Consider the following 20,850-nt stretch of genomic DNA (forward strand, 5'->3'; position numbering starts at 1 on the left):
AAATTTTTTCATTTTGCAATATCTATGGCACAGCATATCTAGGCAAAATCGGCATATATAAAGAAGTAAAAAAGGCAAAAAATAACTAAAAACCTTAGCCCGAAACCCATCGCGGGTGAAACTGCCTTTTTTGACAGGTCGCGCTGCGTGGGGCGTGCTGTGAGTTATCCACCATTCCTGTGGATAACCATGTGCATGAGAGTAAGAAAAGTTGCTACAAGCGAGTCTGGACGCGGCCTGCGCTCGGTTTGTCGTTAATCCCACCTTTTTAATCATAATGATATTTTTCAATGAGTTATGATAAATCAAGCGTTGTCAAATTGTGATCTGGCGCTTGTGTCAATTTTCGTCAGTCTGTGGTCAAAAAGTTAATTCGTAAAAATAATTGGGGATAAATGTTCTCTCATGGGGAAAAGTGGGTTAATGGAATAACCTAAAAAAGTGCAGCTTTCTTCGCATCTTAGAAACCACGCTATGGCCTGCGAACAAATCAACAGCACATCGCCATTGGAAGCTGGTTTTATATCCAGTACTATATAGCTGGCAAAATTCATGGAGTCTTCCATACTGAGTCTCCGCAGCCCGTGTTATGCGATTCTTCTCTTCTGTCAGGTAGCCCGTTCATGAGCAAAGTATTCAAACTGCATTCCGACTTTAAACCGTCAGGCGATCAGCCTGAGGCCATACGCGCTTTGGAAGAAGGGCTGGAGAATGGTCTGGCGCACCAAACGCTGCTGGGGGTGACCGGCTCGGGGAAAACCTTTACCGTCGCCAACGTGATTGCCGACCTGAATCGCCCAACCATGGTGCTGGCGCCCAACAAGACGCTGGCTGCCCAGTTGTATGGCGAGATGAAAGAGTTTTTCCCGGAAAACGCCGTCGAATATTTTGTCTCTTACTACGACTACTATCAGCCTGAAGCCTATGTGCCTAGCTCTGATACCTTTATCGAAAAAGACGCCTCGGTGAATGAACACATCGAGCAGATGCGTCTTTCCGCCACCAAAGCCCTGCTTGAACGCCGCGACGTGGTGGTGGTGGCTTCGGTTTCGGCAATCTATGGTCTGGGTGACCCAGATCTCTATCTGAAGATGATGCTGCACCTGACCAAAGGGATGATCATCGACCAGCGCGCTATCCTGCGCCGACTGGCCGAACTGCAATATGCCCGCAACGATCAGGCCTTCCAGCGCAGTACCTTCCGCGTGCGCGGCGAGGTGATCGACGTGTTCCCCGCAGAGTCCGACGACATGGCGCTGCGCATCGAACTGTTTGACCAAGAAGTGGAGCGCCTGTCGCTGTTTGACCCGCTGACCGGGCAGATTCAGCAAGAGGTTCCTCGCTTCACCATCTACCCGAAAACCCACTACGTGACGCCACGCGAGCGAATCGTGCAGGCGATGGAAGAGATCAAAGTCGAGCTGGCGGATCGTCGCAAAAATCTGCTCGACAACAACAAACTGCTGGAAGAGCAGCGCATTAGCCAGCGCACCCAGTTTGATCTGGAGATGATGAATGAGCTGGGCTACTGCTCGGGGATCGAAAACTACTCGCGCTACCTGTCAGGGCGCGGGCCGGGCGAGCCGCCACCGACGCTGTTCGACTATTTACCCGCCGATGGCCTGCTGATTGTCGACGAATCCCACGTCACCATCCCGCAAATCGGCGGCATGTACAAAGGCGACCGTTCGCGCAAAGAGACGCTGGTGGAGTATGGTTTCCGCCTGCCTTCCGCGCTGGATAACCGACCAATGCGTTTCGAAGAGTTTGAAGCCGCCGCGCCGCAAAGTATCTATGTGTCCGCCACGCCAGGCACCTATGAAATGGAAAAATCTGGCGGCGACGTAGTGGAGCAAGTAGTGCGCCCAACGGGCCTGCTTGATCCATTGATTGAAGTGCGCCCGGTGGCGACCCAGGTCGATGACCTGTTGTCGGAAATCCGCAAACGCGTGGAGATTAACGAGCGCGTGCTGGTGACCACGCTGACCAAGCGCATGGCCGAGGACTTGACCGAGTATCTGGAAGAGCACGGCGAGCGCGTGCGTTATCTGCACTCTGACATCGACACCGTCGAGCGCGTAGAAATCATTCGTGATTTGCGTTTAGGCGAGTTTGACGTGCTGGTGGGCATCAACTTACTGCGAGAAGGTTTGGACATGCCTGAAGTGTCGCTGGTGGCGATTTTGGACGCCGACAAAGAGGGCTTCCTGCGCTCCGAGCGCTCTCTGATTCAGACCATCGGCCGCGCGGCCCGTAACCTCAACGGCAAAGCCATTCTTTACGGCGACAAAATCACTAACTCGATGCGTAGGGCTATCGACGAAACCGAGCGCCGTCGCGCCAAGCAAGAGGCTTACAACACCGAGCACGGCATTACGCCGATGGGCCTTAATAAGAAAATCTCTGACATTCTTCAACTGGGCCAGCCTAAGACCAAGAAGAACAAAGACAAGCGCGATGCCGAAGCTTTCGAAACCGCCAAGCTGCTTACGCCAAAAGCGCTGGAGCAGCGTATTCGCGAGCTAGAAAGCAAGATGTACACCCACGCGCAGAATCTGGAGTTTGAAGACGCGGCGAGAACCCGTGATGAGTTGCAGTCTCTGCGAGATCAATTTATCGCCTTGTCCTAATCCTTCCTGCCCATCCAACATGGTCGCGCGCAGTGAAAAGATGCTAGACTGCGCGCCCTGTAAAATCGACTTGCGAGCGAACCATGACTGACACACCTTCACCGAAACCCGCTGCGGCGAAAGACCCTCTGCACGGCGTGACGCTGGAAGCACTGCTGACTAAGCTGGTGGACAGTTTTGGCTGGCCGGCGCTGGCGGCGCAGGTGAACATCAACTGCTTCAAAAGTGACCCGAGCATCAAGTCCAGTTTGAAGTTTTTGCGTCGGACGCCGTGGGCGAGAAAGGAAGTGGAAACGCTGTATCTGGATTTCGTGGAAGGGCATTTGCGTCCTGACATGACACGGAGCAAACGCCGCACGCCACTGTCTGCCGAGAAGCCGCAAAAGCCGAAAGTCAGCACCGCCAAACCGGCAGCGGACAGCCCGTGGAACAACCATCCGCTGGTGAACAAAAAACCTTAAATCATTTTTTGCAGGGCTTCTTCCAGCGCTTTGCGCAGTAATTCGCGGTCGTGGCGATAAGGAATGTCGCTGGCTTCGAGCTGGGTTTGAATGATCAACCGCTCGCTGGCATCGTCGATATTCACCTTCGGCCCGACAATCGCCGCATCCACCGCGCGGCGGCCAATCTGGTTTTCAATTAGCGAAAGCTTGTCATGCAGGGTCAGCGATGCCGCCGCCACGCTAAGCTCTTTGCCCAAATTACCAATGTAGACGATGTGCGCGCGGCTGCGGCGCAGCGCCTGAGTTAAGTCTTTCATCAACAGGAGAGGCATCAGGCTGGTGTAAAAGCTGCCCGGGCCAATCAGCACTAAATCCGCTTCTTTAATCGCCAGAATGGCTTCGCGCGTGGCACTCACCTCGGGTTGCAGCATCAGCTCGCGAGGGATTTGCGTCAACTTGTCGACATTCACTTCGCCATGAACCCACTCGCCATTGGCATCCAGCGCCGCCAAATCCACAGGATGCTCTGACATCGGGATCAGCTCGGCGTCTACTTTCAGCAGGCTGCGCACCAAGTTGATCGCTTCCAGAGGGCGCACGCTCAGGTGATCCAGCGCGCGCAGCATCAAGTTGCCGAGGTTATGCCCGGCCAGCTCGCCTTGCCCACCAAAGCGGAATTCGAACATGGCGGACGCCACGCTTGGCTCAGTGATCAGCTGATTGAGACAGTTACGCATATCGCCCCAGGCGATGCCGCCCTCGGCGCTGCGAATGCGCCCGGTGGAGCCGCCGTTGTCGGTGGTGGTGACAATGCCGGTCAAACGCGATCCAAGGGAGGAGAGGGATGACATAACGCGGCCCAGGCCGTGTCCGCCCCCCAGTGCTACTACGCGGTCGAGATCGGCTAACGTGCGATTGCGCATAAAGATCCTTGAAGCTGTCCAGAGAAAATTAAACCTGCCACTCGCGCGGCAGCAAATTAGGGTTTTGATGTCATTTCTTCGGTTGATTTTACCCAATTTTGCAACAAGGTGTTATTCAACTTATGTCTGAAATGCGAGGTAAACCCGCAGCATTGATGAGGTTTCTTGTCGTTATCGTGCTGAGAATTGCCTTTAAAATCCGCTATATATATAAATACATAGCGAAAACCGCCTTGGAGTTCCTTCCCGCGCGGCGTTACAATAGCCCTCGTAACCACGTTTTTTCCCCTGCGCTTGCAGCTGAAAAAATCAAACTCCTAGCCTTGCCGCCTAAGTTATCTGCCCGAATTGGTGAACTTTCTCACTGATTTTGCACAATAATACGGCGTCCTGGCCGTGGCTCAGCCACCAGGGTGCAAGGTAGAAATGCCTGCATCTCCCGTATTTGGAAAGGTGTTAAGGTGCTTCAACTTACCGATGCTTTTGCTCGCAAGTTTTATTACTTGCGGCTATCAATTACTGACGTGTGCAATTTCCGTTGCACCTATTGCCTGCCCGACGGCTATAAGCCGCAGGGACACAGCAATAAAAGTTTTCTGTCGCTGGACGAAATCCGTCGTGTCAGCCGCGCTTTTGCCCATCTAGGGACTGAAAAAGTGCGCCTGACCGGGGGCGAGCCGTCCCTGCGCCGCGACTTCTGCGACATCATTGCCGCCGTGCGCGAAAACCCCACCATCAAAACGCTGGCTGTCACCACCAATGGCTATCGCATGGCGCGTGACGCTAAACAGTGGCGCGACGCGGGCCTGACCGCGATTAACGTCAGCGTCGACAGCCTCGACGCTCGCCAATTCCACGCCATTACCGGGCAGGACAAATTCAACGACGTGATGCGCGGCATCGACGCCGCGTTTGAGGCCGGTTTCAGCAAGGTGAAAGTCAACGCCGTACTGATGCGCGACGTCAACCACGCCAGCCTGAATACTTTCCTCAACTGGATCAAACATCGCCCAATCCAACTACGCTTTATTGAGCTGATGGAGACCGGCGACGGCAGCGAGCTATTTCGCAAACACCACGTCTCAGGCGAAGTCCTGCGCGAACAGCTGGTGCAGCAGGGCTGGCAGCTACAGATCCGTGCGCGCAGCGACGGCCCGGCGCAGGTGTTCAGTCACCCGAATTATGTCGGCGAAATCGGCCTGATCATGCCTTATGAGAAAGACTTCTGCGCCAGCTGCAACCGCCTGCGGGTATCTGCCATCGGCAACCTGCACCTGTGCCTGTTCGGCGAGCAGGGCATTCCGCTGCGTGATTTGCTGGCGGACGATATGCAGCAAGATGACTTAATGGATAGAATTCAAGGCGGCCTGCGGCAGAAAAAGCAGACCCATTTCTTGCATCAGGGCAACACGGGTATTACCCAGAACCTGTCGTTTATTGGTGGTTGAAGTCATTCAAGGAGCAACAAGATGAGCAAGGCCAGCAAAGATTTCCTTCCCCTTTCTTTGGCAATTCTGACCGTTTCTGACCATCGTACCGAGGCAGAAAACACCTCCGGGCACTATCTGAAAGAGGTGGCCGAAGAGGCAGGGCACCGCGTTGCGGCGCAAACCATCGTCAAAGATAACCTGTATAAAATTCGCGCGGTGGTCTCGCAATGGATTGCCGATGAGCAGATCCAAGCCATTTTGATCAACGGCGGCACGGGCTTCACGCAGGGCGACAATACGCCGGAAGCACTCAAACCGCTGTTTGACCGCGAAATCGAAGGCTTCGGCGAGCTGTTCCGTATGGTGTCTTTTGAAGAGATTGGCACTTCGACCATTCAGTCCCGCGCCTTAGCCGGCATGGCGAATCAGACCGTAATTTTTGCCGTGCCTGGCTCGACCAGCGCCTGCCGCACCGCGTGGGAACACGTTATCGAGGCCCAGTTAGACGCGCGCAACGGCCCGTGTAACTTCACGCCTCACGTCAAGAAATAAGCCCATTATGACCACTTTTACTCACATTAACGCCTCCGGCGACGCCCATATGGTGGATGTCTCCGCCAAAGCCGAAACCGTGCGCGAAGCCCGCGCCGAATCCTTTGTCACCATGGCCGCCGAGACGCTGGCGATGATTGTTAACGGCAATCACCACAAGGGCGACGTGTTCGCCACGGCGCGTATCGCGGGGATTCAGGCGGCGAAAAAAACCTGGGATTTGATCCCCCTTTGCCATCCGCTGCTGCTCACCAAGGTTGAAGTCAATCTGGAAGCCCAGCCGGAGCACAATCGCGTGCGCATTGAGTCGCGCTGTCGCCTGAGCGGCAAAACCGGCGTTGAAATGGAAGCCCTGACGGCGGCGTCCGTCGCTGCTTTGACCATTTACGACATGTGTAAAGCCGTGCAGAAAGATATGGTGATCGGCCCGATTCGCCTGCTGGAGAAAACCGGCGGCAAGTCCGGTGATTTCAAGGTGGAGCCATGATCGACATTCTGTTTTTTGCTCAGGTGCGTGAAATCATCGGCGTCGGTTCGCTGCAACTGCCTGCCGAATTCATCAATGTTGAAGCGCTGCGCCAGTCATTGTGCCAGCGCGGCGATCGCTGGGCGCTGGCGTTAGAGTCCGGCAAGCTGTTGGTGGCGGTGAATCAAACTCTGGTCGACATCGACCATCCGGTGAAGGCCGGGGACGAAGTGGCCTTCTTCCCACCGGTGACAGGAGGCTGATATGGAAAACACGCGGATCGTGGTCGACAGCGCGGCGTTTAGCGTTGGCGATGAATACCAGTGGCTGGCCCAGTCAGACGCCGACGGCGCGGTGGTGACTTTCACCGGCAAGGTGCGCAATCACAATTTGGGCGACAACGTCAGTGCGTTGACCCTCGAACACTATCCGGGCATGACCGAAAAAGCCTTGGCGGAAATTGTCGCCGACGCCCGCCAGCGCTGGCCGCTGCAACGGGTGTCGGTGTATCACCGCGTCGGGGCGATGTATCCCGGCGATGAAATTGTGTTCGTTGGCGTGACCAGCGCTCATCGCGGCATGGCCTTTGAAGCCACCGAATTTATTATGGATTATCTCAAAACCCGCGCCCCGTTTTGGAAGCGTGAAGCCACCGAGCAAGGCGACCGCTGGGTAGATGCCCGCGACAGCGACAAAGAGGCCGCCAAGCGCTGGTAAACTGCAACTAAACCTTACGCTTAGCAACCGCGCAAAGCCGTGGTTTTGTGATACTGTTATCCCACAGGCGGGCTGTGTTTACGGCCTAAATTTTGTCCTCCATGCAAGAGGTAATCATCATGGATCGATATCCACGCAGTAACGGCTCGATTGTTGAACGCGCTAACTCCGGCATTCAAGCCTACATGGCGCAGGTCTATGGTTGGATGACCTGTGGTCTGCTATTAACCGCATTTGTCGCCTGGTACGCATCTCGCTCACCAGCCATTCTCGGTTTTATTTTCTCCAGCCAAATAACCTTCTTTGGTCTGATCATTGCCCAGCTGGCGCTGGTCTTCGTAATTTCCGGCATGGTGAATCGTCTGAGCGGCACCGTCGCTACCGGCTTGTTCATGCTGTATTCGGCCCTAACCGGGCTGACGCTCTCCAGTATTTTCATCGTCTACACCGGCTCTTCTATTGCCAGCACCTTCGTGGTTGCCGGGGGGATGTTCGGGGCGATGAGCGTATTTGGTTATACCACCAAGCGCGACCTAAGCCGTATGGGCAGCCTGCTGTTCATGGGGTTGATTGGTATCGTGCTGGCGTCGCTGGTCAACATCTGGCTGAAAAGCCCGGCATTGATGTGGGCGGTGACCTACATCGGCGTGGTTATCTTCGTTGGCCTGACAGCTTATGACACCCAGAAGTTGAAAAACATGGGTGAGCAGCTGGACGTTAACGATAAAGACAGCTTCCGCAAGTACTCTATCGTGGGCGCGCTGACGCTATATTTGGATTTCATCAACCTGTTCTTGATGCTGTTACGCATTTTTGGCAACCGCCGGTAGGGTTTTTGATTTCAAATTGAGGGGGCCGAAAGGCCCCTTTTTTGTTTTTGGGCGGCGGCCCAATCCTGCTGACACCTTGGGCGGCAGCGCACGACCTTGACCTTGAATTTGAATTTAAAATCTCGTCTGGCGTGTCGGCACATGCCTAAAACTCCACGCTACCTGTATTAAGTTGAACAACACCAAAATCGCCGTCACGAGGAACACCCACCGGAAGCCCATTAACGCCGAGACGCTGGAGCCGAGCAGGGGGCCGATGACGTTGCCGAGATACATAAACGATTGGTTGTAGCCGAAGATGCGGCCGGTGGTTTGGTCGCTGCTGTATTTCACTAACAATGCCTGAATCGCCGGCATCAGCGCGCCGTCGCAGAAGCCAAGCATAAAGCGCAGGATGCCGAGCTGGGTGGGTGAGCTGATGGTCGACATCAGACAGAACAGCACGAAGCACAGCACCAGCGCGGCGATAAGGATACGGTGTGCGCCGATTCGGTCGCCCAGCTTGCCCAGCTTAGGCGCGGACATTAGCGCGGAAACCCCCGGCACGGCGGCAATCACCCCGCTGATAAAGGCGATATTGCTGGTGTCGGAAGAGAGATCGCGGATGAACAGCGTCAAGATGGGGCTGATCGAACCGTTGGCCAATTGCACCATTAGGGTGGTGACGAACAGGCTGACAATCAGCCACGGGTAGGGCAGCGCGGTGAAGACCGCTTTGCCGCTCAGGCGATCGGCCTTGGCGACCGGCACCACGCGCTCTTTGATTAAGAATAGAGTGATGAGGAAACTGGTAAACAACATGCCGCCAGTGACGAAGAACACCGTGCGCAGGCCGAGGTGGTCGGCCATAAAACCGCCGAGCAGCGGGCCGATAATCACGCCAGCCACTTGCCCGGTAGACAGCGTGCCGAGCGCCCAGCCGCTTTTATCGCGCGGAACCTGTGAGGCCACTAAAGCCATGGCATTGGGGATATAGCCTGAGGTTAAACCCATCAGCGTGCGCAGGATAAACAGCTGCCAGACGTTGGTGGCGAAACCCTGTAACACCATCACAATCGCCATACCCAGCGCGGCGCGCAGCAGCATCAACTTACGGCCTTTGCGGTCGGCGAGACTCCCCCATAGTGGAGCCACAATGGCAGAAACCAAAAAGGTGCCGCTGAAGACTAAACCAGACCATAAACTCAGAGATGCGTGGGACGTGACGCCAAGCTGTTCAATATAAAGCGGCAGGAAAGGCAGGATTTGGCTCATCGCCATTCCGGTGAAAAAACACCCAAGCCAGACGGAGATTAAATTGAGTTTCCAAGTTTCCATTATGCTGCGGGTTTACCTTAACCATGAGTGTGTTGACTGCATAAAGCATAGCAACTCAGGGCGTTAAGGTGACGGCAAAAAGTGGGAAGGTATTCATCAAATCAATAATTGATGCTCTGTATTAGCCTTTTTACCTAAGTCCACACAATCTGTCGTCAGCGTTGAAAACTCGACAGTTAATGTGCTTTTCATGCTCTTATTACACCTGCTTACACCGATGGATGGCAGATAATTTAACGCCTTGACGCGTCTTGTGTTAAAATCTCGCTAACTGGCGCACTGCAGTTTGTGCCGAATCCTCGTGGTAATGCCTCATTTGCCTCGTCTGATCATCCACTCTTGAAACTGCACCGAACCCCGTTCGGGTTAGAGTGGACTGGAGCTTTTCCCTATATGTCATTTGATACTCTCGGCTTAAGTGCCGAAATTTTGCGTGCTGTTGAAGAACAGGGCTATCGTGAACCTACGCCTATTCAGCGTCAGGCTATTCCTGTTGTGATGCAAGGCCGTGACTTAATGGCAAGTGCGCAGACTGGTACCGGTAAAACCGCTGGTTTTACTCTGCCGCTGCTGAACATGCTGAGCCACTCCAACCCGCAATTCAAAGGACGTCGCCCGGTCCGCGCGCTGATCCTGACTCCGACCCGTGAGCTGGCAGCACAGATCGGTGAGAACGTGCAGTCTTACAGCAAATATTTGACCCTGCGCTCGCTGGTGGTTTTCGGCGGCGTGAGCATTAACCCGCAGATGATGAAACTGCGCGCCGGTGTTGACGTGCTGGTTGCCACCCCAGGCCGCCTGCTGGATTTAGAACATCAGAACGCGGTGGATTTATCCAAAGTAGAAATTCTGGTGCTGGACGAAGCTGACCGCATGCTGGACATGGGCTTCATCCACGACATCCGTCGCGTACTGGCCAAGCTGCCCGCTAAACGCCAGAACCTGCTGTTCTCCGCGACCTTCTCTGACGAAATCAAAGCGCTGGCTAGCAAATTGCTGACCAACCCTGCGTCGGTTGAAGTGGCGCGTCGTAACACGGCGTCCGAGCAAATCGAACAGAGCGTTCATTTCGTTGATAAGAAACGTAAAAGAGAACTGCTGTCACAGATGATCGGCGAAGGCGACTGGAAACAGGTGCTGGTGTTCACCCGTACTAAACACGGCGCGAACCATTTGGCCGAGCAGCTGAATAAAGACGGCATCACCGCCGCCGCTATTCACGGTAACAAGAGTCAGGGCGCCCGTACTCGCGCACTGGCGGATTTCAAAGACGGCGGCATTCGCGTGCTAGTGGCCACTGACATCGCGGCGCGCGGTCTGGACATCGACCAACTGCCTCACGTCGTTAACTACGAGCTGCCAAACGTACCGGAAGACTATGTTCACCGTATTGGCCGTACAGGCCGTGCGGAATCCACCGGCGAAGCGATTTCTCTGGTGTGCGTGGATGAACACAAGCTGTTGCGTGACATCGAGCGCCTGCTTAAGCGTGAAATCCCACGCTTCGCGCTGGAAGGCTACGAGCCAGACCCAAGCATTAAAGCCGAGCCGATCATCAATGGTCGTCAGGGCAGCGGCGGTCGCGGTGCTCCACGTCAGGGCGGTCAGCGTTCTGGTTCAGGCGCACCTCGCTCAAGCGCTCCGCGTTCTGGCGCAGCACCGCGCACCGGCGGCAATGGTCAACGTAGCGGCAACGGCGGCGGCGAAAGCCGTGGCGCAGGCGCGGGTGAAGGGCGTCCAGCACGTCCGGCGCGCGCAGCCAATGCGGGCCAACGTCGTTCAAACCCGGCTAACGCAGGGCGTCGTAAACCGTCAGGCGAATAATCGCTCCGGTTGAATAAACAAAAACCGCCTCTTCGCAGGCGGTTTTTTTATGTCTATTGTTCAGGAAATTCTACAGCCAGATGCGATATGCGCAGCGACGCGCGCCTTGCAAAATGTGCTCGGTACGTTCAACATTCGCCTCCAGCGTGGCGCTAAACACCTCCCGTTCGGCGCGGCAGAAGCCCTGACAGGCAGTGGCGGCGGCGCAGATAGGGCAGTGGTTCTCAATCAGTAGATAACTGCCATCTTCTTCCTGCTGCCAGTCCGCCATATAGCCTTCGCGGGTGCGGATGGCGGTGAGCCTTTGCAGGCGCTCTTCCAGCGTTTCTGCCCCTTCCATCGCCAGATGATAGGCATTGCGAGTGAGTTCTTCACGGCTGGTGATCAGCTGTTCCAGCGCATTTTCACCCAGCGAGCTGCGGATAAGTGTCAGCAGTTGTACGGTGAGATCGGCGTGGGCGTCGGGGAAACGGGCATGGCCCTGTGCCGTCAACTGCCAGAACTGCGACGGGCGGCCTACGCCCTGCGAAACGGATTTCGGCTCCACCAGACCTTCTTTCGCCAGCTTAACAAACTGCTGGCGCGCGGCTTCGCCCGTGGTACCTAAAATGTGGCCCGCGTCGCTGGCCTGCAATTCTCCACGAGTTTTAAGCAGCATGAGCAGGCGTTCGGCGACGCTTTGCTTAACCTCAGACGTATTTTCCAAGTGTTTGCTTGACATATTGCCTCGTCAGATCTTAGATTACGGAACCGTTAAGTATTCCAAGTTAATTCTTGTTTAATCTTATCACAACCTTAATAGACTTTAAAAACAAAAGGGATATACCGATGTCGGACAACGAAACAGGCTGGGGCGGCTTATTCAGTACGGAAAATCGCGGCAGCGCCATTGCCCTCAGCGCGGGTGTGGCGCTGTATGCGACCAACAGCTATATCGTCATCACCATTCTGCCTTCCGTTGTACAGGATATCGGCGGGCTGGCGTGGTACGCGTGGAACATGACGCTATTCGTGGTCTTCTCGATTCTCGGCTCGGCGCTGTCTGCCCGGCTGATGCGCAAAGCCGGACCGCGCGGCAGCTATCTCACCGCGACCGGCATCTTCATGGCCGGTGCCGCCATCTGCGCCATGGCACCTAGCATGCCGGTACTGCTGCTGGGCCGCGCCATTCAGGGGCTGGGCGGCGGTTTCCTCTTCGCGCTCTCCTACGCCATGATCAACTTGGTGTTTAAAGAATCCCTTTGGCCACGCGCTATGGCGCTGATTTCCGCTATGTGGGGGATCGCCACGCTGATCGGTCCGGCGGTGGGCGGAATTTTTGCCGAGCTGCACGCCTGGCGCTGGGCCTTCGGCCTGCTGGTGCCGGTCACGCTGCTGTTTGGCCTGCTGGTTTGGCGAACGCTGCCCGCCCAGCAAAAGGAAAAACGCGCCGTCGAGCCTCTGCCTCTCTATCAACTTCTGCTGCTTACCGGCTCCGTGCTGGTGGTATCGGCGGGAAGCTTGTCCTCCCACGGCTGGGTTAACTTCGCCGGGATTGTGCTGGCGGTGCTGATGGTGATTGCTCTGCGCCAGCGCGAGTTCAGCTCTAACGTTCGCCTGTTGCCGCGCAACTCGCTGTCGCTCTCTTCGCCGATTTGCTGGCTATACATGACCATGGCAACCCTGATGATTGCGATGGGCTGCGAAATCTATGTGCCTTATATGCTGCAACACCTGCACGGCCAGACGCCTTTGGCCGCGGGCTACATCACGGCGGCCGCTGCGGCGGGCTGGACCCTGAGCGAAATGGTCAGCGCCAGTTGGACCGGGCGTCTTGCCAACCGGGCGATCATCTCTGGCCCACTGGTGTTAGGCGCGGGCTTACTGCTGTTGCTGATTTCCGTGCCGGTGGTGTTTGCTCTGCACGCGCTGAATATTAGCGGCATCGTGCTTGGTCTGACGCTGGCGGGTTTTGGTATCGGGCTGGGCTGGCCGCACATTTTGACCCGCGTTCTACAGCAGGCGGATGAAGCGGAGAAAGAGACCGCCGGGGCTTCGATTACCGTGGTGCAATCCTTCTCGGCGGCGCTGGGCGCGGCGCTATCGGGGACCATCGCCAATCTGGCCGGGATGAACACCGGGCCGGAAAATGCCAGCAACGTGGCTTTCTGGCTGTTCGTATTCTTCTTAATTCCCGTCGGTCTGGCCGTGTTAACCGCCATCCGTTCGGTACGAAAACGGCGACTGTCGCACCCAGAAACCTTGGTCTGTAAGGGATAACGGCATTGCCTTGACGCATCGTTCAACCTTATCATTGCCCGTCATTTTTTAAGGGTTGAACCACATGCGTGTATTACTGGCTCCGATGGAAGGCGTACTGGACCCTTTGGTCAGAGAACTGCTGACTGAAGTGAACGATTACGACTTATGCATCACCGAGTTTTTGCGCGTGGTAGATCAACTGCTTCCCGCCAAATCCTTCTATCGACTCTGCCCTGAATTACTCAATCAAAGCCGCACGCCGTCGGGCACGCGGGTGCGCGTCCAACTGCTGGGGCAATACCCGCAGTGGCTGGCCGAAAACGCCGCGCTGGCGGTGCAACTTGGCTCTTACGGGGTGGATCTCAACTGCGGCTGTCCGTCGAAAACGGTCAACGGCAGCGGCGGCGGGGCGACGCTGCTCAAAGACCCTGAGCTGATTTATCAGGGAGCCAAGGCGATGCGCGAAGCCGTGCCCGCCGAGCTGCCGGTGACGGTGAAAGTGCGGCTGGGCTGGGATTCGTTGGCGCAAAGTTTTGAAATTGCCGACGCGGTTCAGCAGGCCGGAGCCACCGAACTGACGGTGCACGGGCGCACCAAGGAAGACGGGTATAAGGCCGAGCGCATTAACTGGCAGGCGATTGGCGAGATCCGCCAGCGGCTGACCATTCCGGTGATCGCCAATGGCGAAATCTGGGACTATGCCAGTGCCCAAGCCTGTATGCAGACCACCGGCTGCGACGCGGTAATGATTGGGCGCGGCGCGCTCAACGTGCCAAACCTCAGTCGGGTGGTGAAGTACAACGAGCCGCGCATGCCGTGGTCTGGCGTGATGACGCTGTTGCAGAAATACACCCATCTGGAGAAGCAGGGCGACACTGGGCTATATCACGTCGCGCGCATCAAGCAGTGGCTGGGGTATTTACGCAAAGAGTACGACGAAGCGACCGAGTTATTTAGTGAAGTGCGCGTGTTGCAAACATCGAAAGAGATCGCCGAACGCATTAACCGCTGATCGTTTTCCCTGATTTCTCCACGCGCTGCTTCAAGCACAAAAGCAAAATGGAGAAATATCATGGATAACAAAGATAAAGGTCTGACCCACATCGCTTTTTCCGTCAAAGATCTCGATACCAGCATCGCCTTCTATGAAAAATTTGCCGATATGCAAGTGATCCACCGGCGCGGGGAGCGTGGGACAGATGTCGACCCGGTGGCTTGGATGAGCGATATGACCCGACCTTTTGCCATCGTTCTGGCGGAAGACCCTGACTCAAAAGACACCAAGCTCGGCCCTTTCGGCCATCTCGGCGTGGCCTGTAAAACCAAAGAATATATGGACGCCAAGCTGGCTCTGGCTCGCGCCGACGGCGTGTTGCGCACTGAGCCAAAACAGAGCGGGGCACCCGTCGGTTACTGGGCCCTTCTCGATGACCCGGACGGCAACACCTTCGAGCTATCTTACGGCCAAGAAATCCGCTACCTGATTGAAAATACCTAACGTTCGCCTGTCTCTGTGAGACCACTTTACTCAGCCACGGCATGCTCCGTGGCTGATGTTGTTCATCTCTCGCTCGCCTCTTATCCTTCCATTCTCTACACTTCGCGCAAGTGTTCACTTACTCGTCAGCCCCTGCCATCAAAGGCGTTGTGACAGACTTTGTGACAAATGCACAGGAAAAATCCGAGTGCCAAGCCCATCAGCCTAACTTATAATTCGCCGGCAGTTTTGATGCTCCATTGATGACAACCTTCTTAAATACAGAGCAATGCATGTGAAAATTCGTCTTTTGGTTGTGAGCCTGTTGGCTCTTAATGCAGGCATGATGTCTGCCACTTCCGCCGTAGCTGGCGAAAAACATGCGCCGGTTGTCGCGCCTATCGTGCAAATTGCCTCCGGCAGCGCGATGGTGGTTGATCTTAAATCTCATGAAGTGATTTATTCCCGAAATCCAGACCAAGTGCGGCCAATCGCCTCACTCACCAAATTAATGACGGCGATGGTGACGCTCGACGCGAAGCTGCCGCTGGACGAAGTGATTTCGGTTGATATTCATAACACTAAAGAGATGCGTGGCGTGTTTTCCCGCGTGAAGGTTAACAGTGAAATTAATCGCCGCCAGATGATCCAACTGGCGCTGATGTCTTCCGAAAACCGCGCCGCCGCCAGTCTGGCCGCGCACTATCCGGGCGGCTACGAAGCCTTTATCCGCGCGATGAATGCCAAAGCCAAGCAGCTGGGAATGACCCACACCCGCTACGTCGAGCCAACCGGCCTGTCGCCGCAAAACGTCTCTACGGCGCGCGATTTAACCCGCCTGCTGCTGGCTTCGCAGAAATATCCGCTGATTGGCGAGCTGAGTACCACGCAGGAGAAAACCGCGGTGTTCAGCAGCCCGGCCTACGCCTTGCCGTTCCGCAACACCAATCATCTGGTCATGAACCCGAGCTGGAGCATTCAGCTAACCAAAACCGGCTATACCGATTTGGCGGGCCACTGTCTGGCGATGCGCACCACCATCAATGGTAAGCCTGTGACGCTGGTGGTGATGGACGCGTTCGGCAAATACACTGCCTTTGCGGATGCCAACCGCCTGCGCACATGGATGGAAACCGGCAAGAGCGTGCCGGTGCCGCAGATCGCCAAAACTTACCGTAAAACCAAGGACCAGCAGCGCACCCAGCCGAGCGTTGAAGAGGCCGACGACTAAGGTTGCCGAAGCCCGATTAGCCATAAAAAAAGCGGCGTTGCCATCCAGCAACGCCGCTTTTTTGTTATCAATGTCTAGCAGAACTGACGATCAGAAAATCAGTTTAAATACGCCAGTTAGGGTCAATAGGCCGACGATAAAGATAATGGCGATGATCCACAGAATAATTTTCATGCGCAGTCCCTCAAAAAAATAATGAATGTAAAGAAATCTCTAAACCGCTGATATCTTTCATTCAGTATAGACAGGATTATGAATTTTGCTCTGTTTGCGCGGTGCGTAAAAACTGAATTGCGTCACGCAACGCGCAAATTGGGCTGGAAAGCGGCGCGCCGAGTTGAGTCAGATTCCCCGCGCCAGCCATGGAAGCCTGCGCCAACGCCACGCGCTCCACGCCCTGTTGAAAGGCCAGATCGGCCTGTGCCGCAATGCGTTGCAAATACCCGGCAATATTTCCCGCTAAAAAGATTTCCCACGCACCTTTCACCTGTTGGAATTCCACTTCGGCCTGCGGATGACGCTCCACCTGTTCGAACAGGCGCTGGGTTGGCTCGAGGGTAGTTGGCGCGGCATACAGCACCCGGGTTTTGCCCGGTGCAGCCATGGATTGCTCTGCCAAGGCGCGATCAACGCGCCAGACGGGAATCTCGAGCAACGCGTTGGCCTCGGTGGCGGCTGGCCCCAGCGTCGAGCAGGTGAGCAGGATCAGGTCGGCGCCCTCCGCCAAACTCAGCAGCATCTCGCGGGTTTGCTGCTGAATCTCTGGCGTCAGCCCACCGGCTTGTCCGGCGGCGGCCAGCAGGTCAGGGCGCGCGTGGTGTGAGAGTTGGTCGGGTGAGATCCCCAGCGCGTCGGCGGCGGCATCAAAAATAGCGATATTACTTTCGGCAGTGTGTAAGCAGGCGATACGCAATTGAGGCTCCGGGGTAGGCAATATAAAAGGGAAAACCCCACCCGCGGCAAGCCACGGAGCGGGGCAGTGGGGCTTATTTATCGGACGAGGCTTGCCACAGATTCAGCTCGCCATCGGCCACATGCTTATCAATAGCGGCGAGCTCCTCGGCGGTGAAGTGCAGGTTGCCGAGCGCCGCGACGTTCTCTTCCAACTGCTCTGGTCGGCTGGCACCAATCAGCACCGAGGTCACGCGGTCGTCTTTCAGCAGCCAGCTCAGGGCCATCTGCGCCATGCTTTGGCCGCGTTTTTGCGCCATGTCGTTGAGTAGGCGCAGGCTATTGAGGTTCTCCTCGGTCAGCATTTTCTCTGACAGGCCGCGCGCCTTTTTGCCTTCGGTCTGCATCCGCGAACCGTCCGGGATGCCGTTGAGATATTTGCCGGTCAGCAGCCCCTGCGCCAGCGGGGTGAAGGCGATGCAGCCAGTGCCGTTCTCTTCCAGCACGTCGAGCAGCCCGCTTTTATCTACCCAGCGGTTGAGCAGATTGTAAGAAGGCTGATGGATTAACAGCGGGATTTTCCACTCGCGCAGCAGTTCGGTCATTTTCTGCGTGCGTTCCGGCGAGTAAGAGGAGATGCCGACATACAGCGCCTTGCCGCTCTGCACCGCGTGGGCCAGGGCCGACGCCGTCTCTTCCATCGGGGTTTTTTCATCAACGCGGTGGGAGTAGAAGATGTCGACATACTCCAGCCCCATGCGTTGCAGGCTTTGGTCGAGGCTGGACAACAGATATTTACGCGAGCCGCCGGAGCCGTACGGGCCAGGCCACATGTCATAACCGGCCTTGGTGGAGATGATCAACTCGTCGCGATAGGGGGCGAAATCCTCACGCAGCAGACGGCCAAAGTTCTCTTCCGCAGACCCCGCAGGCGGGCCGTAGTTGTTGGCTAAGTCGAAGTGGGTGATACCTAAATCAAAGGCTTTGCGCAGCAGGTTGCGTTGGGATTCCAGCGCGCTGATATGCCCGAAGTTGTGCCACAGGCCGAGTGACAGCGCGGGCAGTTGCAGCCCGCTGCGGCCGCAGAAGCGATATTGCATGTTCTCGTAACGGGAAGGGCTTGCCTGATACGGCATGATGTCTCCTTATCCTGATAGGTTTTTTGTAGGGTAGATTTGAAACATTGTTCCTATCTTAACGCTCATCAAGACAACGGCAACCTGAGGACGTGATATTTCTGCCTTATCTTGTTACGGATTTGTAAAAGGATTTGTTTAACCAGCAGGCAGAAAAAACAGGGCGAACTATAATTAACTCAGGCCGCCACCTTCTTAATGCGTGTGACACGCCCTGTGACGCTGCATCCCGGAAGGTCATTATCACCCGCGCCGTTGGCGGTTTCCGGCGTTTATGGGGGTGTACCATGGTCAATCATGTCTGGGGACTGATGTCCCGTCCCGGTCCAGAATTGCAACAAATCCAGCGCGAGCGGGAAACCGTCTCACACGTCTATTTTCATCACGTATTGCTTATGGCGCTGATCCCGGTGGTGTGCTCCTTTATCGGGACCACCCAGTTGGGATGGAACTTTGGCGACGGTCAGCGCCTGATTGTTTCCATGTTCACCGCCTCTTATATCGCCGTAATTTTCTATGTGCTGATGCTCGGCGCGGTCGCGCTGATGGGGCGGATCATCTACTGGATGGCTCGCCGTTATGACAGCCGGCCTTCGCTCAATAGCTGTATCGTCTTCGCCGGGTATGTGGCGACGCCGATGTTCCTCAGCGGCGTGGTGGCGCTCTATCCGATGGTCTGGCTGTGCCTGTTCGTCGGGCTGATTGGCCTGTGCTACAGCGGCTATCTGCTGTATCTCGGCATCCCTAACTTCCTCAATATTGACCACCGCGAAGGCTTCCTGTTCTCCAGCTCGACGCTGGCGATGGGCGTGCTGGTGCTAGAGCTGCTGCTGGCCCTGACCGTATTGATGTGGGGTTATGGCGCGAAACTGTTCTGACCTGAGTTAACGCGTTGAGGCAGGGAGAGGCGAATCCTCATCCCTGCCTTTTTTATGCCTGCGAAATGACTACTCCCGCCAGCCTTTCAGCTTGCTGGTTTTACCAATGCCGGGGTTGAAGCTATTGGTCGGGTCGGCTTGCTGATAGAAGGCTTTCAGATGCGGCTTGGCGATATAGAGATGCCCGACGTTGTGCTCGGCGGGGTACTCAGCACCTTTCGCGTCGAGGATTTCCAGCATCTGGTGCTTGAGCTTCTTGCTGTCCGCCCCTTTCTTGACGATGTAATCCTGATGAAAAACGTGACACATAAAGTGGCCGTAGTAGAGCTTGGCGACTAACTGGTTGTCGATTTCAGCAGGCAGCGTTTCGAACCAGTCGCGGTCGTTGCGGCGCAGGGCGATGTCCAGTGCCAAAATGTCTTCCACTTCCTTCTCGTGCACCGCGTGATAGCGCACGGCGGCCCCGGCGGCGGCAAAGCGATGCAGAAAGGCCTTCTTGCCCTCTTCGTCAGTACAGACAAAGAAGTCGCCTTCGTGCTGTTTAAAGAATTCGGTGAGGAAGCTTTGCGCCTCGGCGATGCCGTCGCCGGACATTTTTAACAGCAGGTGATGCTCGTAGCGGTCGCGGAATTTTTTCATGCGCGGCGGCAGGTGGTTCGGCAGCGCCTTGCTGATGCACTGCATCACGCGGTCGCTAAAGTTCTTCGGCAGGAAAGGCACCTTGCTGGCGTGGGCGTCAAACTTGCCCTTGGCGCTGAACATGTCCGGCATTTTGTCGGTGCCGAGCTTGTCGATCATCATGAAGGTATCTTTGCCGTAGACTTCGGTGATATCAAAAATGTCGCGGTGCATGTACTCACCGGCCACCGGCAGGTTTTTGAAATCACCCAGAATCTGGCGTCGCAGCTCGGTCAACACCGCCGTGCTGTTGGTGCCGATATAGAAAACTTGCTGCTGGCTTTCCGCCGGGAAGGTGTCCAGACGCACGGCAAACACCGCCAGCTTGCCCGCGCAGCCGGAGGCTTCGAACAGGCGGCGCTGGTCGGCGTTGAAGCGAGAAGGGGTGTCGGCATCCACGTCGCGCACGCGCTCGGCGTAGTCATGGTCAGAGGCCAAGCGCTGGTCGTGATGCACTTCGCTGGCGGTGAAATTGCCTTTCTCCAGCCGGGTGAGGATCTGCTCTGGCGTGTCGCCCAGCTCAATCCCCAAGTGGTTAATCAACTGCAGCTGGCCCTGTTCGTCAATCTGCGCGTAGAGCGCCATTTCGGTGTAAGCCGGGCCGCGTTTGACCAGCGATCCGCCGGAGTTATTGCAGATACCGCCGACCACCGACGCGCCAATACAGGAGGAGCCAATCACCGAATGTGGCTCGCGGCCGTAAGGTTTGAGGATTTTTTCCAGCTTATATAAGGTGCTGCCGGGGAAGCCAATCACCTGATTGCCGCCGTCGAGCAGTTCAATATGGTCGAGCTTGAGGGTGCTGAAGATGACGATATCGCGGTCATAATCATCGCCGCTCGGCGTCGAGCCTTCGGTCAGTCCGGTGTTGGCCGCCTGCATAATGACAATCTTGTCAGCCTCGACGCAGGCCTTGAGCAGTTGCCACTGCTGGAGCAGGGTCTGCGGAAACACTACCGCTAAGGCTTTACCACCGCCGGAGCGAAAACCCTTGCGGTAGCGCTCGGTGTTGCTGTCGCCGGTGAGTACATGGCGGTAGCCGACGATCTCTTTCAGACGTGTGATCAGCGTCTGATTATCCTGATGAATGCTCATGTCCTATTCCTCACTTATTACCCAGAGGGCCAAAATCGCTGCCCTGAATAATCATAGGCTTAAATGATATTAAAGGAAGGGTTCATATTTG

General features: G+C 55.9%; 21 protein-coding genes and 1 riboswitch. Of the genes, 14 read left to right on the forward strand and 7 right to left on the reverse strand.

The features are described 5' to 3' along the window. Positions 1 to 623 precede the first annotated feature (623 nt). Positions 624 to 2,630 carry an excinuclease ABC subunit UvrB gene (gene uvrB / locus ACT3RR_RS01745; protein WP_353501404.1) on the forward strand — a complete coding sequence of 669 codons (2,007 nt, stop codon included), beginning with the start codon at positions 624 to 626 and terminating at the stop codon, positions 2,628 to 2,630. 83 nt (positions 2,631 to 2,713) lie between these two features. Continuing rightward, entirely contained in the window at positions 2,714 to 3,091 is a 378-nt protein-coding gene (locus ACT3RR_RS01750) for a VF530 family protein (protein WP_353501405.1), read from the forward strand. Here ACT3RR_RS01750 and yvcK read toward each other — a convergent pair. Then, complete coding sequence (gene yvcK / locus ACT3RR_RS01755; protein WP_353501406.1) at positions 3,088 to 3,996, reverse strand: uridine diphosphate-N-acetylglucosamine-binding protein YvcK; 909 nt, start codon at positions 3,994 to 3,996, stop codon at positions 3,088 to 3,090. The two genes, ACT3RR_RS01750 and yvcK, sit on opposite strands and share 4 nt — an antisense overlap. A 302-nt stretch (positions 3,997 to 4,298) precedes the next feature. Beyond that, a riboswitch (molybdenum cofactor riboswitch) is annotated at positions 4,299 to 4,468 on the forward strand. Here yvcK and moaA point away from each other — a divergent pair. The 6 genes from moaA to ACT3RR_RS01785 all read left to right on the forward strand — a co-directional run bounded on the left by moaA (position 4,458) and on the right by ACT3RR_RS01785 (position 7,991). After that, complete coding sequence (moaA, locus tag ACT3RR_RS01760) at positions 4,458 to 5,444, forward strand: GTP 3',8-cyclase MoaA (protein ID WP_353501407.1); 987 nt, start codon at positions 4,458 to 4,460, stop codon at positions 5,442 to 5,444. It overlaps the preceding riboswitch by 11 nt. A gap of 21 nt (positions 5,445 to 5,465) precedes the next feature. Then, entirely contained in the window at positions 5,466 to 5,978 is a 513-nt protein-coding gene (moaB, locus tag ACT3RR_RS01765) for a molybdenum cofactor biosynthesis protein B (RefSeq protein WP_396130261.1), read from the forward strand. A 7-nt stretch (positions 5,979 to 5,985) separates the two neighbouring features. Continuing rightward, a complete protein-coding gene (gene moaC, locus ACT3RR_RS01770; protein WP_034788614.1) occupies positions 5,986 to 6,465 on the forward strand; it encodes a cyclic pyranopterin monophosphate synthase MoaC in 480 nt (159 codons plus the stop codon). Continuing rightward, positions 6,462 to 6,707, forward strand: coding sequence for a molybdopterin synthase sulfur carrier subunit (gene moaD, locus ACT3RR_RS01775; protein WP_353501410.1), 246 nt, complete (start codon positions 6,462 to 6,464; stop codon positions 6,705 to 6,707). Before moaC ends, moaD begins: the two co-directional genes overlap by 4 nt. A 1-nt stretch (position 6,708) precedes the next feature. Further along, positions 6,709 to 7,161 (forward strand): molybdopterin synthase catalytic subunit MoaE, encoded by a 453-nt coding sequence (gene moaE / locus ACT3RR_RS01780; protein WP_485902831.1) that lies wholly within the window; start codon positions 6,709 to 6,711, stop codon positions 7,159 to 7,161. Positions 7,162 to 7,280: 119 nt separating this feature from the next. Then, a complete protein-coding gene (locus tag ACT3RR_RS01785; protein ID WP_353501412.1) occupies positions 7,281 to 7,991 on the forward strand; it encodes a Bax inhibitor-1/YccA family protein in 711 nt (236 codons plus the stop codon). Between the two features lie 114 nt (positions 7,992 to 8,105). Here ACT3RR_RS01785 and ACT3RR_RS01790 read toward each other — a convergent pair whose 3' ends face one another. Further along, positions 8,106 to 9,308 carry a multidrug efflux MFS transporter gene (locus ACT3RR_RS01790; protein ID WP_496199614.1) on the reverse strand — a complete coding sequence of 401 codons (1,203 nt, stop codon included), beginning with the start codon at positions 9,306 to 9,308 and terminating at the stop codon, positions 8,106 to 8,108. Between the two features lie 393 nt (positions 9,309 to 9,701). On the opposite strand from ACT3RR_RS01790, the gene rhlE reads away from it, so the two are divergent. Continuing rightward, positions 9,702 to 11,132 carry an ATP-dependent RNA helicase RhlE gene (rhlE, locus tag ACT3RR_RS01795; RefSeq protein WP_353501414.1) on the forward strand — a complete coding sequence of 477 codons (1,431 nt, stop codon included), beginning with the start codon at positions 9,702 to 9,704 and terminating at the stop codon, positions 11,130 to 11,132. A 70-nt stretch (positions 11,133 to 11,202) separates the two neighbouring features. Here rhlE and ACT3RR_RS01800 read toward each other — a convergent pair whose 3' ends face one another. Beyond that, positions 11,203 to 11,853: a helix-turn-helix transcriptional regulator gene (locus tag ACT3RR_RS01800; protein WP_353501415.1), complete on the reverse strand. Its 651-nt coding sequence runs from the start codon at positions 11,851 to 11,853 to the stop codon at positions 11,203 to 11,205. A gap of 107 nt (positions 11,854 to 11,960) precedes the next feature. Between ACT3RR_RS01800 and ACT3RR_RS01805 the strand changes: the two genes are divergently transcribed. The 4 genes from ACT3RR_RS01805 to pbpG all read left to right on the forward strand — a co-directional run bounded on the left by ACT3RR_RS01805 (position 11,961) and on the right by pbpG (position 16,081). After that, positions 11,961 to 13,391 carry an MFS transporter gene (locus ACT3RR_RS01805; protein ID WP_496199615.1) on the forward strand — a complete coding sequence of 477 codons (1,431 nt, stop codon included), beginning with the start codon at positions 11,961 to 11,963 and terminating at the stop codon, positions 13,389 to 13,391. Positions 13,392 to 13,455: 64 nt separating this feature from the next. Beyond that, a complete protein-coding gene (dusC, locus tag ACT3RR_RS01810; RefSeq protein ID WP_034788633.1) occupies positions 13,456 to 14,385 on the forward strand; it encodes a tRNA dihydrouridine(16) synthase DusC in 930 nt (309 codons plus the stop codon). 60 nt (positions 14,386 to 14,445) lie between these two features. Continuing rightward, complete coding sequence (locus ACT3RR_RS01815; protein ID WP_154147532.1) at positions 14,446 to 14,871, forward strand: VOC family protein; 426 nt, start codon at positions 14,446 to 14,448, stop codon at positions 14,869 to 14,871. Positions 14,872 to 15,139: 268 nt separating this feature from the next. Next, entirely contained in the window at positions 15,140 to 16,081 is a 942-nt protein-coding gene (gene pbpG / locus ACT3RR_RS01820; protein ID WP_496199616.1) for a D-alanyl-D-alanine endopeptidase, read from the forward strand. Positions 16,082 to 16,171: 90 nt separating this feature from the next. Here pbpG and ACT3RR_RS01825 read toward each other — a convergent pair whose 3' ends face one another. The 3 genes from ACT3RR_RS01825 to ACT3RR_RS01835 all read right to left on the reverse strand — a co-directional run bounded on the left by ACT3RR_RS01825 (position 16,172) and on the right by ACT3RR_RS01835 (position 18,108). Further along, complete coding sequence (locus ACT3RR_RS01825) at positions 16,172 to 16,255, reverse strand: small membrane protein YohP (RefSeq protein WP_019105993.1); 84 nt, start codon at positions 16,253 to 16,255, stop codon at positions 16,172 to 16,174. Positions 16,256 to 16,331: 76 nt separating this feature from the next. Further along, entirely contained in the window at positions 16,332 to 16,994 is a 663-nt protein-coding gene (locus tag ACT3RR_RS01830; protein ID WP_396130269.1) for an aspartate/glutamate racemase family protein, read from the reverse strand. 73 nt (positions 16,995 to 17,067) lie between these two features. Beyond that, complete coding sequence (locus tag ACT3RR_RS01835; protein WP_496199617.1) at positions 17,068 to 18,108, reverse strand: aldo/keto reductase; 1,041 nt, start codon at positions 18,106 to 18,108, stop codon at positions 17,068 to 17,070. A 287-nt stretch (positions 18,109 to 18,395) separates the two neighbouring features. Between ACT3RR_RS01835 and ACT3RR_RS01840 the strand changes: the two genes are divergently transcribed. Further along, positions 18,396 to 18,986, forward strand: a complete 591-nt coding sequence (locus ACT3RR_RS01840; protein WP_496199618.1) for a Yip1 family protein — start codon at positions 18,396 to 18,398, stop codon at positions 18,984 to 18,986. A 69-nt stretch (positions 18,987 to 19,055) separates the two neighbouring features. Here the strand turns inward: ACT3RR_RS01840 and dld are convergent, their stop codons facing one another. Beyond that, positions 19,056 to 20,759, reverse strand: a complete 1,704-nt coding sequence (dld, locus tag ACT3RR_RS01845) for a D-lactate dehydrogenase (protein WP_485902819.1) — start codon at positions 20,757 to 20,759, stop codon at positions 19,056 to 19,058. Between the last annotated feature and the right edge of the window lie 91 nt (positions 20,760 to 20,850).

This window comes from Ewingella sp. AOP8-B2-18, assembly GCF_052376015.1.
GTDB lineage: Bacteria > Pseudomonadota > Gammaproteobacteria > Enterobacterales > Enterobacteriaceae > Ewingella > Ewingella allii.

Excerpts from the sequence above, each read along its gene's own strand:
- uvrB (WP_353501404.1), top strand. The coding sequence starts at position 624 with ATGAGCAAAGTATTCAAACTGCATTCCGACTTTAAACCGTCAGGCGAT.
- ACT3RR_RS01750 (WP_353501405.1), top strand. The coding sequence starts at position 2,714 with ATGACTGACACACCTTCACCGAAACCCGCTGCGGCGAAAGACCCTCTG.
- yvcK (WP_353501406.1), bottom strand. The coding sequence starts at position 3,996 with ATGCGCAATCGCACGTTAGCCGATCTCGACCGCGTAGTAGCACTGGGG.
- moaB (WP_396130261.1), top strand. The coding sequence starts at position 5,466 with ATGAGCAAGGCCAGCAAAGATTTCCTTCCCCTTTCTTTGGCAATTCTG.
- moaC (WP_034788614.1), top strand. The coding sequence starts at position 5,986 with ATGACCACTTTTACTCACATTAACGCCTCCGGCGACGCCCATATGGTG.
- moaD (WP_353501410.1), top strand. The coding sequence starts at position 6,462 with ATGATCGACATTCTGTTTTTTGCTCAGGTGCGTGAAATCATCGGCGTC.
- moaE (WP_485902831.1), top strand. The coding sequence starts at position 6,709 with ATGGAAAACACGCGGATCGTGGTCGACAGCGCGGCGTTTAGCGTTGGC.
- ACT3RR_RS01785 (WP_353501412.1), top strand. The coding sequence starts at position 7,281 with ATGGATCGATATCCACGCAGTAACGGCTCGATTGTTGAACGCGCTAAC.
- ACT3RR_RS01790 (WP_496199614.1), bottom strand. The coding sequence starts at position 9,308 with ATGGAAACTTGGAAACTCAATTTAATCTCCGTCTGGCTTGGGTGTTTT.
- rhlE (WP_353501414.1), top strand. The coding sequence starts at position 9,702 with ATGTCATTTGATACTCTCGGCTTAAGTGCCGAAATTTTGCGTGCTGTT.
- ACT3RR_RS01800 (WP_353501415.1), bottom strand. The coding sequence starts at position 11,853 with ATGTCAAGCAAACACTTGGAAAATACGTCTGAGGTTAAGCAAAGCGTC.
- ACT3RR_RS01805 (WP_496199615.1), top strand. The coding sequence starts at position 11,961 with ATGTCGGACAACGAAACAGGCTGGGGCGGCTTATTCAGTACGGAAAAT.
- dusC (WP_034788633.1), top strand. The coding sequence starts at position 13,456 with ATGCGTGTATTACTGGCTCCGATGGAAGGCGTACTGGACCCTTTGGTC.
- ACT3RR_RS01815 (WP_154147532.1), top strand. The coding sequence starts at position 14,446 with ATGGATAACAAAGATAAAGGTCTGACCCACATCGCTTTTTCCGTCAAA.
- pbpG (WP_496199616.1), top strand. The coding sequence starts at position 15,140 with ATGCATGTGAAAATTCGTCTTTTGGTTGTGAGCCTGTTGGCTCTTAAT.
- ACT3RR_RS01825 (WP_019105993.1), bottom strand. The coding sequence starts at position 16,255 with ATGAAAATTATTCTGTGGATCATCGCCATTATCTTTATCGTCGGCCTA.
- ACT3RR_RS01835 (WP_496199617.1), bottom strand. The coding sequence starts at position 18,108 with ATGCCGTATCAGGCAAGCCCTTCCCGTTACGAGAACATGCAATATCGC.
- ACT3RR_RS01840 (WP_496199618.1), top strand. The coding sequence starts at position 18,396 with ATGGTCAATCATGTCTGGGGACTGATGTCCCGTCCCGGTCCAGAATTG.
- dld (WP_485902819.1), bottom strand. The coding sequence starts at position 20,759 with ATGAGCATTCATCAGGATAATCAGACGCTGATCACACGTCTGAAAGAG.